At 55.3% G+C, this 13,167-nt stretch carries 13 protein-coding genes; 6 read left to right on the top strand and 7 right to left on the bottom strand.

What is annotated here, in order from left to right; all coding sequences use genetic code 11:
• Positions 1-7 precede the first annotated feature (7 nt).
• The 7 genes from ACR0MP_RS10685 to ACR0MP_RS10655 all read right to left on the bottom strand — a co-directional run bounded on the left by ACR0MP_RS10685 (position 8) and on the right by ACR0MP_RS10655 (position 6,875).
• Positions 8-1,039, bottom strand: a complete 1,032-nt coding sequence (locus tag ACR0MP_RS10685; RefSeq protein WP_010437255.1) for a C-terminal binding protein — start codon at positions 1,037-1,039, stop codon at positions 8-10.
• On the bottom strand, positions 1,032-1,526 hold the full coding sequence (locus ACR0MP_RS10680; RefSeq protein ID WP_010437254.1) for a lactoylglutathione lyase family protein: 495 nt from the start codon (positions 1,524-1,526) through the stop codon (positions 1,032-1,034). Before ACR0MP_RS10680 ends, ACR0MP_RS10685 begins: the two co-directional genes overlap by 8 nt.
• Positions 1,527-1,548: 22 nt before the next feature.
• Positions 1,549-2,337 (bottom strand): SDR family NAD(P)-dependent oxidoreductase, encoded by a 789-nt coding sequence (locus tag ACR0MP_RS10675; protein WP_480886726.1) that lies wholly within the window; start codon positions 2,335-2,337, stop codon positions 1,549-1,551.
• A 1-nt stretch (position 2,338) separates the two neighbouring features.
• Positions 2,339-3,340 (bottom strand): ABC transporter permease, encoded by a 1,002-nt coding sequence (locus tag ACR0MP_RS10670; RefSeq protein ID WP_170675551.1) that lies wholly within the window; start codon positions 3,338-3,340, stop codon positions 2,339-2,341.
• Complete coding sequence (locus tag ACR0MP_RS10665) at positions 3,337-4,860, bottom strand: sugar ABC transporter ATP-binding protein (RefSeq protein WP_480886724.1); 1,524 nt, start codon at positions 4,858-4,860, stop codon at positions 3,337-3,339. Before ACR0MP_RS10665 ends, ACR0MP_RS10670 begins: the two co-directional genes overlap by 4 nt.
• A gap of 84 nt (positions 4,861-4,944) precedes the next feature.
• Complete coding sequence (locus tag ACR0MP_RS10660; protein WP_480886723.1) at positions 4,945-5,979, bottom strand: sugar ABC transporter substrate-binding protein; 1,035 nt, start codon at positions 5,977-5,979, stop codon at positions 4,945-4,947.
• Between the two features lie 26 nt (positions 5,980-6,005).
• Positions 6,006-6,875 carry an SMP-30/gluconolactonase/LRE family protein gene (locus tag ACR0MP_RS10655; protein ID WP_480886722.1) on the bottom strand — a complete coding sequence of 290 codons (870 nt, stop codon included), beginning with the start codon at positions 6,873-6,875 and terminating at the stop codon, positions 6,006-6,008.
• 106 nt (positions 6,876-6,981) lie between these two features.
• On the opposite strand from ACR0MP_RS10655, the gene ACR0MP_RS10650 reads away from it, so the two are divergent.
• The 6 genes from ACR0MP_RS10650 (at position 6,982) to ACR0MP_RS10625 (ending at position 13,147) form a co-directional block, all read left to right on the top strand.
• Positions 6,982-7,653, top strand: coding sequence for a GntR family transcriptional regulator (locus ACR0MP_RS10650; RefSeq protein WP_170431691.1), 672 nt, complete (start codon positions 6,982-6,984; stop codon positions 7,651-7,653).
• Between the two features lie 135 nt (positions 7,654-7,788).
• Positions 7,789-9,354: a sugar ABC transporter ATP-binding protein gene (locus ACR0MP_RS10645; protein ID WP_480886720.1), complete on the top strand. Its 1,566-nt coding sequence runs from the start codon at positions 7,789-7,791 to the stop codon at positions 9,352-9,354.
• Positions 9,355-9,356: 2 nt separating this feature from the next.
• Positions 9,357-10,343, top strand: a complete 987-nt coding sequence (locus tag ACR0MP_RS10640; protein WP_480886719.1) for an ABC transporter permease — start codon at positions 9,357-9,359, stop codon at positions 10,341-10,343.
• A 56-nt stretch (positions 10,344-10,399) separates the two neighbouring features.
• Positions 10,400-11,395 carry a substrate-binding domain-containing protein gene (locus ACR0MP_RS10635; RefSeq protein WP_480886717.1) on the top strand — a complete coding sequence of 332 codons (996 nt, stop codon included), beginning with the start codon at positions 10,400-10,402 and terminating at the stop codon, positions 11,393-11,395.
• 52 nt (positions 11,396-11,447) lie between these two features.
• The gene (locus tag ACR0MP_RS10630) at positions 11,448-12,350 is read left to right on the top strand and encodes a hypothetical protein (protein WP_480886716.1); all 903 of its coding nucleotides are present in this window, start codon (positions 11,448-11,450) and stop codon (positions 12,348-12,350) included.
• Entirely contained in the window at positions 12,338-13,147 is an 810-nt protein-coding gene (locus ACR0MP_RS10625; protein ID WP_480886714.1) for an NAD-dependent epimerase/dehydratase family protein, read from the top strand. The genes ACR0MP_RS10630 and ACR0MP_RS10625 overlap by 13 nt, the downstream gene beginning before the upstream one ends.
• Positions 13,148-13,167 lie beyond the last annotated feature (20 nt).

Raw genomic sequence — 13,167 nt, 5'->3', positions numbered from 1 at the left:
TCTCCTGTTATGCGGTAGATACGGCCAATGCGTCGGCATTGACGGTATAGTCGGGGTTTTGCCCTGTCAGGACCTTGGCCACCTGAGTGGCCGCGGTGACCCGCGCTGCGTGTATGGATTCCTCGGAATAGTAGGCCGCATGTGGCGTTACGAGGACGTTGGGCAGTGTGAACAACGGGTTGTCATCAGGCGTCCAGTTGGCGCGCTTGGCCGGCTCTTCTTCGGGGTCGTCGAGCCCTGCAGCGGCCAGATGGCCTTCGGTCAGCGCCCGGAATAGGGCTTTGTTGTCGACCGTTGGTCCGCGTCCGGTGTTCACGAGTATCGCACCGGGTTTCATGACCGAGAATTCGGCATCCGACAAAAAGTGATGCGTGTTCGGCGTCATCGGTGCTTGCATCAGGATATAGTCGGACCTTGCCAGCAATTCGGGCTTGCTCACCAGCTCGACCCCAATCTTTGCCGCGACTTCTCTTGGCAAATACGGGTCGTAGGCGATGACCGTAACCCCGAAAGATTGCGCCCGCGCCACGATGGCTTGCCCGATTTTACCCAGCGAGACGACACCCATCGTCCGCCCGCGCAAACGGTAGACCGGCTGCCCGCTTTGCCATTTCCAGATCCCTGCATGAGTGGCCCGATCATAGTCAGGCAACTTGCGCGCCAGGGTCAGCCAAAGGGCAATCGCATGATCGGCGACCTCCTCGGTGCAATAGTTTTGCACATTGGTGACGAGGATACCTTTTTCCGTCGCCGTGCCGACATCCACGATATCCACGCCTACGCCATAGCGCGCGATGACCTCGCAGTTTCGCATCCGCGTTATCGTTTCTTTCCCGATCCGGGCATATTGGTTCATCATCGCTGCGCAATGCGGCGCGACATCGAACAGGTCTTCCTGACGCTTGGCCTGAAGCGCAATCACCTCGGCTCCTGCGGCTTCCAGGATTTCCGTCTCAACGGCAACATCACCAAAGTCGTAATCGGTGATCACGACCTTGGGTTTGTCCGTTCTGGGGGGAAAGGCGGCGCGATCAGTCATAAGCACCCGCCGAATAGGTCAATTCGTACGAGTGGCTGTAGAGCTCGAAAATGTTGCCAAAAGGGTCTTCCATATAGACCATGCGATAGGGCTTTTCACCTGGGTAATACTTGCGCACTTGGCTCATGCGCTGGCGCCCGCCCAGGTCTTCGATAACCTTGACGCGGCCTTCCAGATCCTCGTCCTGTACGCAGAAATGAAACAAGCCACGCCGCCAATATTCAAACGGGCGTTCTTCTTCGACGGTCTTCGGGAACTCAAACAATTCGATGCCAACACCGTCGCCCATCGACAAATGCGCGATGCGGAAGCTTCCCCAACCTTCCCCAAATACATCGTCGCACATCTGACCGATGGCGCTTTCGTCATGCAGGATTTCAGTTGGTTCCATCAGCACGTAGAGGCCGAATGCCTTGGAATAAAACTCCACGGCTTTTTCCAGGTCGGGAACTGTGATGCCGATGTGAGAGAAAGTGAGAGCGGCCATGTAGGGCTCCTCCAGTTAGAAGTTAAAGAATGTTGCGAACGATGCCGCCTTCGATCCGGTGCGCAGAACCATTGGAGGCCGTGCTTGCTGAGATCGTGACGATCATGCGGGCGACTTCGTCTGGTTGGACAAAGCGTTGTATGAGCGATGTGGGCTCATCTGATTTGAAGTAATTGTCGACGATCGTATCGAGCGGCTCACTCTTTTGATCCGCGAGACCGTCAAAATAGGCTTCGACACCTTCGGTCCAGGTCGGACCAGGCAGGATCGAGTTAACCCGGACTTTCGTGCCCTTTGTCAGTTCTGCCATGCCGCGTGTCAGACCTAACATGGCAGTTTTAGTGACAGAATAATGCACCATCTGAGGGAGCGGTTTCACTGCCGCTTCGCTAGCCATGTTGATGATAGATCCCTTATCCCGGCCAAGCATGTCAGGCAGGAAAATTCGGCTCATCCGAACGGCGGACAGGACATTGATGTTGAAGTAGTGCATCCAGTCGTCATCCGTGAGATCCTCGAACGGTTTGACCGAGAAGATGCCGACATTATTCACAAGAACATCCACCGCCCCGCGCGCGCGGGCAAAATCCGCCAGTGTTTCTGCATCTGAGGTCTTGGTCAGGTCGGCCGCAATGCCTTCGACCTTGCCCAGAGATGACAGGTCGTCGACGCAGTCGGACACTTCCGTCTGGGTCAGGCCATGCACGATGACCCGAGCGCCTTCTTCAAGATAGACCCGGGCAGTGGCTTTGCCGATGCCGGAACCTGAACCAGTCACCAGGACCAGCTTATCCTTAAGCCCCAGATCCATCTCAGGCCTCCTTCTTTACGTTAGACGACTGCTGCGATGAAGTGCGGCCGAACATTCGACCCATCAAGCCCGAAATCTCTGCACGCCACATGTCTATGCCGACGGCCAACAGAATGATCAGGCCCAACACGATGTTCTGAACCGAAGATGGCGCAGCGTTCAGGTTCAAACCATTCTGGACGATAACGATTGTCATCGCCCCCATCAGCGTGGCGAGGATGTTGCCACGACCGCCTGCAAGGCTGGCTCCGCCGACAACAGCAGCGGCAATGGCCTGCAGTTCCAGCGTCTGGCCATAGTTGGGCGAACCAGAGTTGAGGCGCGCTGACATCAGGATCGCACCAACAGCCGTCATGAAACCTGCGATGACAAATGTCGTCGTCTGAACTTTACGTACGTTGATACCCGTCAGAACGGCAGCGGCTGGGTTGCCACCCACGGCATAGATCTCACGGCCGAGTTTCGTGAAGTTCATAGTGAACGCGGCAAGGACGTAGAAGAACACGAGGTAGAAGAAAGGCATCGGAACGCCGAACAGCTTGCCGTAAAATATTGGCTCCAGCGCCGGATCCAGCGAAAAGATCGGCGATCCATTGTTGAAGGTTAGGGCAAGGCCCCTGAAGGCAATCAACGCTGCCAATGTTGTGATGAAAGACGGGATACGCCCGTAGGCTGTTATCAGCCCAATGAACAGACCAAGCAATCCGCCCATGAGAAGAATGAGTGGCAATGCCAGTACCAGTGGAATGCCAACAAATTTCAACATCTGCGCAAGGATCATGGTCAGCAAAGCCACCATAGACCCGGAACTCAGATCGATGCCCGCAGCGAAGATCACGATAGTAGACCCGATTGCGATCAAGGCCACGATGCTTACCTGTAGGGACAGGTTTGAAAGGTTACCCGGGTTCAGGAAGCGTTCCGTCGTAAGTGCCACGATCAGTGCGACGATCACCATTGCTGCGAATGGCCCGATCAACTGGGTGTCAAAGATCCGCTTCATGCGAAAGCCTCCTTAGGCTTGGATTGGGGGGTGTCGGCGGACGCGCGCACAAGGTCGTCATGAGTAAGGTCGGATGCATCGACTGTGCGCACTATCGTTCCGTGCTGCACGACGGCAATCCGATCGCTCATCGCAAGCAACTCATCATGGTCTGAACTGATCAGAATGATCGATTTTCCCGCCCGCGTGAGCCTGTTAATCAGCTTGTAAACAGCGATTTTCGCGCCGATATCGATCCCCTGCGTCGGCTCATCAAGGATCAGAATGTCCGAGGCTGAAAACAGCCAACGCGCAATAACAATCTTCTGCTGATTGCCACCAGACAAAAAGTTGACCGTCTTTTCCTCAGCCTGGGTTGAGATTTCCAGATCGCGGATCAGGTCATGGGTAGCTTGCTCTTCCGCCTTAAGATTCAACACGCCGAACCGGCTTAGCCCGCCAAGGGACGCTGCGGTGACGTTCCCGCTTGCGCGGAAATTGAAGAACAACCCGTCAAACTTTCGATTCTCTGGGACAAGAGCCAAGCCCGCACGGATCGCATCAATTTCCCGACGAAAGCGAACCGGTTTGCCATTTAGTCTTATCTGTCCGCCTGTTAGCTCGTCTGTTCCGAACAGGGCGCGGGCAATCTCTGTGCGGCCACTGCCCAATACGCCACCCAAGCCCAGAACTTCACCCTGGTGCAACGAAAACGATACATCTTTCACGCCCGAATTGGTGCTCAGTCCTGCCGCTTCCAGCACAACATCCTTGGTCGCGTTCTGCTCCTTGGGATAGTGCTCACCAATGTCCTCACCGACCATTGCGCTGACAATCTCAGAGACGTTGATCTTGGTCTCGCCACTCGCTCGCACAACACAGCCGTTGCGCAAGATCGTCACTTCATCAACGATCCGTTCAACCTCATCCAGCCTGTGCGACACATAGAGAATAGCGGTTCCGCGTTCACGCATATTGCGCAGTAACTGGTGCAGGCGTTCAATTTCATCTTCACCCAATGCCGCCGTCGGCTCATCCAGGATGATCATGCGAGCGTCCATCGCGACGGCTTTCGCGATCTCGACCAGTTGTTGCTCGCCTACCGATAGCGAGCCGGTGATTGTTTCGGGAGAAACATCGACATCCATTTCCGCCAAAACGCGCGCGGCTTCGTTGTGGACCTTGGCCCAGTCGATCACGCCAAAGCGGGACCGAGGCATATTGCCAAGGAAGATGTTTTCGCCAACCGACAAGGTGGGCACGATAGAGAATTCCTGAAAAACTGTTGCGACGCCCAGTTCACGTGCCACCTGCGGGTCGCTGATCGTGACCGGCTTGCCATTGTGCAGGATTTGACCGCTATCGGGTTGCTGCACGCCGGACAGTGTCTTGATCATAGTCGACTTGCCACAGCCGTTTTCACCCAGCAGCCCATGAATGGAACCGGGCATAAGCCGGATGCAGACCTTGTCATTCGCCAAAACCCCAGGATAGGCCTTGGTAATATCGACAAACTCCCAAAGGGGCGTTGCGTGTGTCATCGCGATTGCCTCGACAAAAGTGAAACTCGGTTGGTTTGCGACCCGGCAGCACGCGCACGCGCCACCGGGAAGCGGGGAGAAAACTCAGTACTCTTTGGACGGCTGCGGGAAGAGCTTTTCTGGCTCTTGCAGCACGCTGATCGCACCATCTTTGTCTTCAATTGATGTGGGCGTTTCGATCCAGCCGCCAGGATAGGACCCGTTGAGCGCATCAATGGTTGCGTGCATAGCCGCCTTACCCATCAGGAATGGTGAGGTGTTGACGGTTGCCGTGATGTTGCCAGCCGCAATTTCTTCAAGGCCGGACGTGTCGCCATCATTGCCCAAAAGGACGATGTCACTGCGGCCAAGCGCTTTCGCCGCAAAAGATGCCCCGATGATCATGTAGTCGTTCGCCGCAAAGATCATGTCGAGATCGGGGTTCGACTGCAGGATATCCATGCCAGCTGTGTTGCCGCCTTCAACGTTCCATTTACCGTCAATAGACACCACAACGTCGAAGTTTTCGTTGCCCTCGATACCGTCGAGGAAGCCGCCCACCCGCTCGGTCGAGTGATAGCCAGGCTGCCCTTCGATGATGCCTACTTTCAACGGTTGATCACCATAAGTCTCAATGGCCCAATCAGCGATAGCATGCGTACCGTTCCGCTGAGAGTACCCGACAACGCCATGAATGGGTGTCGGGAAGTTCGGGATGTCCGAGTTGATCATCAAAACTGCCATGCCCTTGTCGACGGCCTGCTTAAGCAGTGGTGCGGCAGCAAATTCATCGTGTGTACCAAAGATGATCGCATCCACATCCTGCGTCAGCACATCCTGGATCATACCCATCTGGCCGTTGATGTCCGCACCGGACTGGGGCGCAAGCATGAAGACTTCGACCCCGGCCTCAGCAGCAACCGCTTTGATGCCTTCACCGATGGCGATGTAGTAGTTGAACTCGGTCGCCGGCGGCATATACGCGATCCGGAACGTATCGTTCTTGGGTTCTATTGCATCGATTGGCGCTTGGGCCCCGTCCTCAAGTGGAACCGGCGCTGGATAATTTTCCGCCAGAGCGACCGTTGCCAGCGTGGCGAACCCCGCGGCAAGCGTAGTGGTCATAAGCATTTTCAACATAGTTTTCTCCTCCAGAATTTCGTTGGTTATCCTTTGAATGGCGCGTCGATCACGCCACGAACGCCGGGTTTCACAGCAAAGAGGCCGCCGGATTCCGGTTCTTTTGTTAAAGCTGCTTCGTCACTCATCAGCCTTGAGGTCGTGATGAACAGCGTGTCGAGATCAGGGCCACCGAAAGCGCAACAGGTGGGCTTCCAGACCGGCACCTCGATCACGCGATCTATCGTGCCATCAGGTGCGACGCGAACAACGCGATGGCCTTCCCATTCGGCGTTCCAGACGCCCCCTTCGGCATCGACACAGGACCCATCAGGCAAGCCGGGCTCATCATTGAAAGAAGCGTGCCGCCGACGGTTCGAAACGGTTCCACTGCGGGTGTCGTAATCAAATGCGACGATTTCCCGATCCGGAGTATCCGCGAAGAACATCGTCTCACCGTCGGATGTAAAGCAAGTCGAATTGGCGCAAGACACTCCTTCGATAATCGTCCGCACACTCAAGTCTTTATCGACGCAGATGACTGACGAATCGGCCTTACCAGTAACTTCGTTCATGCCTCCAACAATCAATCGCCCCTGGCGATCGGTTCGCCCGTCGTTCAGCCGTGTCTCCGGGTTGTTCGGCTCGAATCGTGTCACAAGGGTTTCCTCGCTCTCGGGCGAATCGAACAAGACAACTCGATCCGCATAAGCAACGATCAGCCCGCCAGACGCGCGCGGCGCAAAGCAACACACGCGCTCCGACATCTCATGAGATGCGGTTTCTGACGTCGCAGGATCAAATGACCAAAGCGCACAGCCTTCAATGTCGGTCCACCAGACAAGACCATCGGCGGGATTCCAGAAAATCCCTTCCCCGTGCTGGTTCTTACAATCGACGACCAACTCTGCGCGCACTTTTTGATCTCCTAAGTACATTCTGATATCTGATATACCAGCTTGCCTAATCTGGTGTATCAGATATCTTGCATCTGGCAACACCTTTTTTTGGAGATATCCTCAGATGGCGCTTGAGAGACCCAAGTCTTTGCGTGAACTCGCACTGGAACATTTGCGGAATAGTATTATCGATGGCTCCCTGAAAATGGGTCAGGTTTTGTCGGAGCGGAAAATCTCCGAAGAGCTGGGCGTATCGAAATCGCCAGTCCGCGAAGCACTCGCTCAATTACGTGACGAAGGGTTGGTCAGTATCGAGCCTCAAAAAGGCGCACGCGTTTTTTCGCTGTCTGAGCCGGAAGTGACTCAGATCTGCGATTTCAGACAGGCTATCGAAACTGCCGCCTTTGAACTTGCGTTGTTGCGGAACCCGGAAGGTCTTGCCAGCGACATGCAGCGTGTCGTGAAGGACATGGAGAAGGAACGCAGGCGAGGTAATGAAAAGGGCTACCTTTCACTGGATACCACATTTCATCAGTTAATTTTTGAACATGCCGGTAACGATTATCTGACGGCCAGCTATACACGCTACATCGGTAAGATTGCCGCATTGCGAACCCATTTGGCGAAGCTGCCACAGCATACTGAGCTCTCCTTCGACGAGCATTCGAAAATCGCTATTGCCGTTCGCGAAGGTGACATGGCCAAAATCAAATCTCTTCTCACAGCGCATATTGACCGCACCAGACAAGCCTACAAAAGCGCCGCCATCGTCCTCGAAGGAGCGACCGCATCCTAGCAAAAACGTAGCTTCGTTGTGACAGGGGCGGGCCAGAACGGCGCCGCCTCTTTCTTTTGGGCACCTCACGGTCTTTTCTTTTTCAGTTGACATCTGAGATATCAGATGCCAATCAAAAGGCGGGAGGAAGCTTGTATGACGCCAGCAGTGAAACCTGACTCATCGGGGCTACAGCCACTGATCCAGCTGGATCGGGTTGGCAAAAGCTTCGGCACGAACATTGTTTTGGATAGCGTCGACTTTGAATTGAGACCCGGCGAAGTTCACGCGCTATGCGGGGAAAACGGCGCCGGAAAATCCACTTGTCTCGGCCTGTTTTATGGACTTCACCAACCTTCTGCTGGGCGTATCCTCTGCGACGGCAAGGAACAGCGAGTCGAAAGCCCATCGCACGCGCAATCCCTGGGCATCGGCTGTGTTTTTCAAGAACTCAGCCTCGCTGGCGCGCTCTCTGTTGCGGAAAACATCTACGCGGGGCGCGTACCCACCCGGTTTGGCGTAGTTGACTGGCCTGAACTGCGCCGCCGTGCGGAGGCGTTACTGACGGAATTCGGTCTGGATATCGACGTCTCAACACCCGTGGAAAACTTGCCAATAAGCTCCCGCCAGATTGTTGAAATCGCGAAGGCGCTGTCGTTGAATTCCCGCGTCCTTTTGCTGGATGAACCGACATCAGCATTGGCACCCGACGAAGTAGACGCACTATTCGAAGTCCTAAAGTCCCTGACAAAGAAAGGGATTGGCATCGTCTATGTCAGCCACCATATGGCCGAGATTTTCCAGATCTCGGATCGCATTACCGTTTTGCGAGATGGGCGCCACATCAGCACTTTACCGGTTTCGGAAACTTCTCAGGAACAAGTCGTCGCCGAGATGATCGGCGGCGCTCACCCCGGTGATGTCACGCGGTCAGGTAAGGTTAACGGCGAAGAGGTTTTGCATGTCCAAGAATTAACCCATCCAGATGAATTCGAAGACATTTCTTTCTCCATTAAAGCCGGAGAGATTGTAGGGATGGCAGGGTTGATGGGCGCTCGCCGCAGCGAGATTGTTCGATCGATTGTCGGGTTGATGCATGGCGCGACCGGGGAGATCAGACTGCACGGCAAGCCTGTTAACTTTGCGTCCTTGCGGCAGGCGATGCGTGCTGGGGTCGGGTTTGTTCCCGAGGAACGCAAGACTGAAGGCCTCTTTCTGGAACAATCACTCAGCGACAACCTGATCGCGGCCAGTCTTCCCGATCATGCGTCTGCTGGGTTCATGCGTTCGGGCTCGATCAAAGCAGCCAGCCAAACAGCCATTGACGCATTCAGTGTCAAAACCAGTGGGATTAACGAACTTGTTGGTGATCTCTCAGGGGGCAATCAGCAAAAGATTATGTTGGCCAAGTGGCTCAAACGCGCGCCAGCTCTTCTGATCATTGAGGAGCCCACAAAAGGGGTCGATGTCGGAGCCAAATTCCAAATCCACACGGAACTTTTGCGTCGAGCAGCCGAGGGAATGGCCATCCTCGTCGTGTCATCCGATTTTCCCGAACTGGTCTCTCTCTCGACCCGCATCCTTGTCGTCCACGACGGTCGCCTCATGGGAGACATCGCAGCCGCCGAGGCAACCGAAACCACGCTTCTTCAAATGGCCGCTGGAAATTCCGTTCCAATTGTGGACGCACCCCAAACCAATCAATCAGGAGTCGCGACGTGACCATGACCGCTCAAGCCAACTTGCCCATGAAGCGTCCGCTGCTGCGCCGTGTTCTACAAGCTTTTGTCGATATTCGTGAACTGACGCTGATCGTTCTGATCGCCGCCATCATCATCGTGATGTCCAACGTTAATCCCTATTTCCTCAGCTTCTCGAACTTTCGAGCCGTGGCCGTGGGCATGGCCCCGACCGCGATCATCGTGATCGGTATGGCGATCTTGCTTGCCTCTGGCGGGTTCGATCTTTCCGTCGGGTCGGTAATGGCCTTGTCTTCTACCGTCGTAGCCATGCTGCTTTTGACCGGCATGCCAATTCCGCTCGCTGTTGTATGCGGATTGGTGCTGGGTGGAATTGTCGGCGTAGTGAACGGTTTGCTGGTGACCGGCCTCGGGATCAATCCGCTTATCGCAACCCTCGGCACGATGTCGATTGCGCGAGGCATCGCTCTTGTCCTGACGGAAGGTTTCTCTGTCTCAAGCCTGCCGGCATCATTTGCCTGGATCGGTAAAGCTGACATAGGCGGCTTTCCGGTAATCGTCTTGTTCACCATTCTGCTCGTCGTCCTGTTTGACCTGGCCGTCCGCCATACACGCTTTTTCCGTCAGGTCTATTTCATCGGCGCCAATGAAAAGGCCGCGATGTTGTCAGGCATCCATGTCACACGCGTGCGTATCGTTCTGTACGCACTGACCGGAATTCTGGCTGCCTTGGCGGGTGTATTGTTGGCCTCCCGCCTGATGAGCGGTACGCCCACGGCAGGCAACGGTATCGAACTTCAGGTTCTGGCGGCTGCGGTCATCGGTGGCGCATCCCTACGCGGCGGCGAAGGTACTATTCTCGGTGCTTTCCTCGGCGTCGTTTTTGTCGCGTTGATCAACAACACTATGACGATGCTGGCCGTATCGATCTACTGGCAGATGATCGTCATCGGCGGTGTGCTCGTTACAGCGGTGGCCTTGGACATGCTGATCCGAAGCAAACGGGGCTAATCCATAAGCTTTCCAAAACCCAACAACAACCAAAGATCCAAAACAGGGAGACTACGATGACTGAATTGAATGTGAATCGGCGCAGGCTGCTGACAGCGGGTACCACCGCTGGATTGGCCGCAGCGTTCGGACTGCCCATGCTGTCCAAAGAAGCCATGGCACAATCGGCCGGCAAGGAGTATGTGTTCCTGTCCATCGTCACGCAGGTGCCGTTCTGGGTGGACTATCGCAATGCGATGGAAGACCTTGAAGAGTTAATGGGCATCAAGGCCACATTCACCGGCCCGTTGGATTTCGACACGGCCGCACAAGCACGCCAATTGGATGAACTGATCGCAAGACGTCCCGCAGGCATCCTTATCTTCCCCGGTGATCCGGCCACTCTGGCTCCCGGCGTCGAACGTGCGGTCGAGGCGGGCATTCCGGTCACATGTTGTATTGGCGATATTCCCGACAGTCCCCGGTCCACATTCCTTGGTATCAACGGCGTTCAGGCAGGACGTGTCGGCGGTGAAATGCTCGCGCAAGCGATTGGCGGGAAAGGCAAGGTTATCCTCGGCACTTTCCCTGCCCCCTCCACATTGGAGCGGGTCGAGGGGTACAAACAAATCTTTGCTGAGAAATACCCAGATATCGAGGTCGTCGACGTCGTCAACGATAAGGCCGACCCGTCCTATGCGCCGACAGCCTACCTTCAGGCAATTCAGGCGAACCCGGATATTGTTGGCATTGGCGGCACGGACGGCGACAGCGGCAAAGGCGCGGCAATTGCCGTCAATGAGGCAGGACGCAAGGACATCAAGATCGTCGCGATGGACCGAAATGATGATATGCTTCCCTATATCGAAGACGGCACAATTCACGGCGCTGTGGCTCAGAAATCTTATCTTGAGATCTTTCTAGCCTTCCACATGATGCATTGGCAGAACACAGACGCGCTGAAGGTCTTGCCCGATTGGAAGGCGGCTGGCATCAACCCGTTGCCGGAGCGCGTTGAGACCGGGGTTATGCCGATTACTGCCGAGAACGTCGTCCAGTTCAAGCACACCTAAGGGATTGTCCCGGCGCATTCGATCGCGCCGGGAAACCGATAGGAGGGGGTACATGTCGGACAGATGGAGCGTTCTTCACCTGCAGCAAAACGATCTGCAGCTGACACTCCTGCCCGGCATCGGGGGCCGCCTATGGGATATAGTCTTCCAAGGTCGCTCCCTCCTATTTCAGAACGCAGATCTCGACGGTTTGGATGTCGATGACACACGGCTCACTGATCTGCCCACACGCTCTCCACAATTTGGTTTTCCGCTCTGGGGCGGAGAGAAGACGTGGATCGCCCCAGATGCATCCTGGGTAAACGGCGCTCCGTTTCCCGTGTTGGACAGCGGCTCTTACCAGATCACTTCAAGAAGCAGCACTCGTATCGACATGACCAGCGCATTATGCCCGACCTCGCACTTGTCAGTGTCGCGCCGCATCACGCTGACCTCGGCGGAAAGCTGGGAAATTGAACACATCGTGGTTAACCATGGGACCTCCTCGCGCCTGACCGGCATTTGGTCAGTCATGATGCTTAACACCCCCACCAAGGTCGGTGTCGAATTGGAAGACCCTGCATTTTATCCTGTTTTTGGCTCTGCCGAAGGGATGATAGCTACGCACGGCAACGGCATTGTCGTGGATTGCAACAGACAGCAGGAATTCAAGGTCGGGCTACCGAACCCCAACGGTCGTACATTGATACGGTGCGGCGCTGATACCCCGTTGCTAATGTGCTCGGTACCAGAACCTCAAAAGGGCGATCAATTTGCACACGACTATCCGTTTGAGGTCTTTAATTCAGCCGATTACGCCTATTGCGAAGCGGAGTGGCACTCCCCTGCACGCAACCTCGCACCGAATGAAACGCTGAGTTTTCGGCAGACGTTCCGCGTCTTTACAGATGAAGATGCAACCCAAATGCCATTGGGACTCACAAACAACAAGGAGTTCCTGTCATGCATGTCTTGATTACAGGCGCTGGCGGGCACCTAGGCCGCAAACTTTTCGACGCGCTAGAAAACGACTCCAATTACATCGTTTCTGGCCTCGACATTCGCCCCGTTGATCATCCCGACATTCACACCGCAGACCTGTCTGACGACAGCAGTTGGGTCAGTTTGCTAAAGGGCGTGGACGTTATCGTGCATCTTGCTGGTGACCGAGAGCCCTCCGCCACCTGGGCCTCCGCGATCAAACACAATGTGGATGCAACGCTTTCTCTCTATCACCATGCGGCAGCCATGGGCGTCAGCCGCGTCGTTCTTGCCAGCTCCAACTGGGTCCATGGCGACAAAAGGTTCACGCATGAGGTGCTCAACAGCGCGACACCACCAGGGCCAGTAAACGCCTACGGCATGTCAAAGCTATTCTGTGAACGGACAGGGGCCTATTTCGCCGAGCATCACGGACTGTCGGTCATCTGCTTGCGCATCGGCTGGACGCAATGGACTCACGGCAACCAACCCGGCACACACATGGCGATGGGCCGGTGGGGTCAGGAAATGTGGTTGAGTGATCGGGACTTTCTAGGCGGAATGCGCGCCGCAATAGATGCCAAGGATATTTCCTTCGCAGCCCTGAACCTAATGTCAGATAACCCAGGTATGCGCTGGGACATCACCGAAACACGACAAGCGATTGGCTATTCTCCAAAGGATGGAAGCCCCGCGAAAATAACATTGGGCATTTCCTTGAGATCCATGCTGCAGCGGCTGTTTACAGTCCGGCTCCCTAGTTATTTCTCGACACGTTTTCCAGATTGGTAGAGTATAAGGCCCGGACATTG

It is taken from the genome of Ruegeria sp. K3 (genome assembly GCF_056531845.1).
The sequence above is the reverse complement of the archived record's forward strand: the minus strand, read 5'-3'. Positions and strand labels throughout refer to the sequence as shown.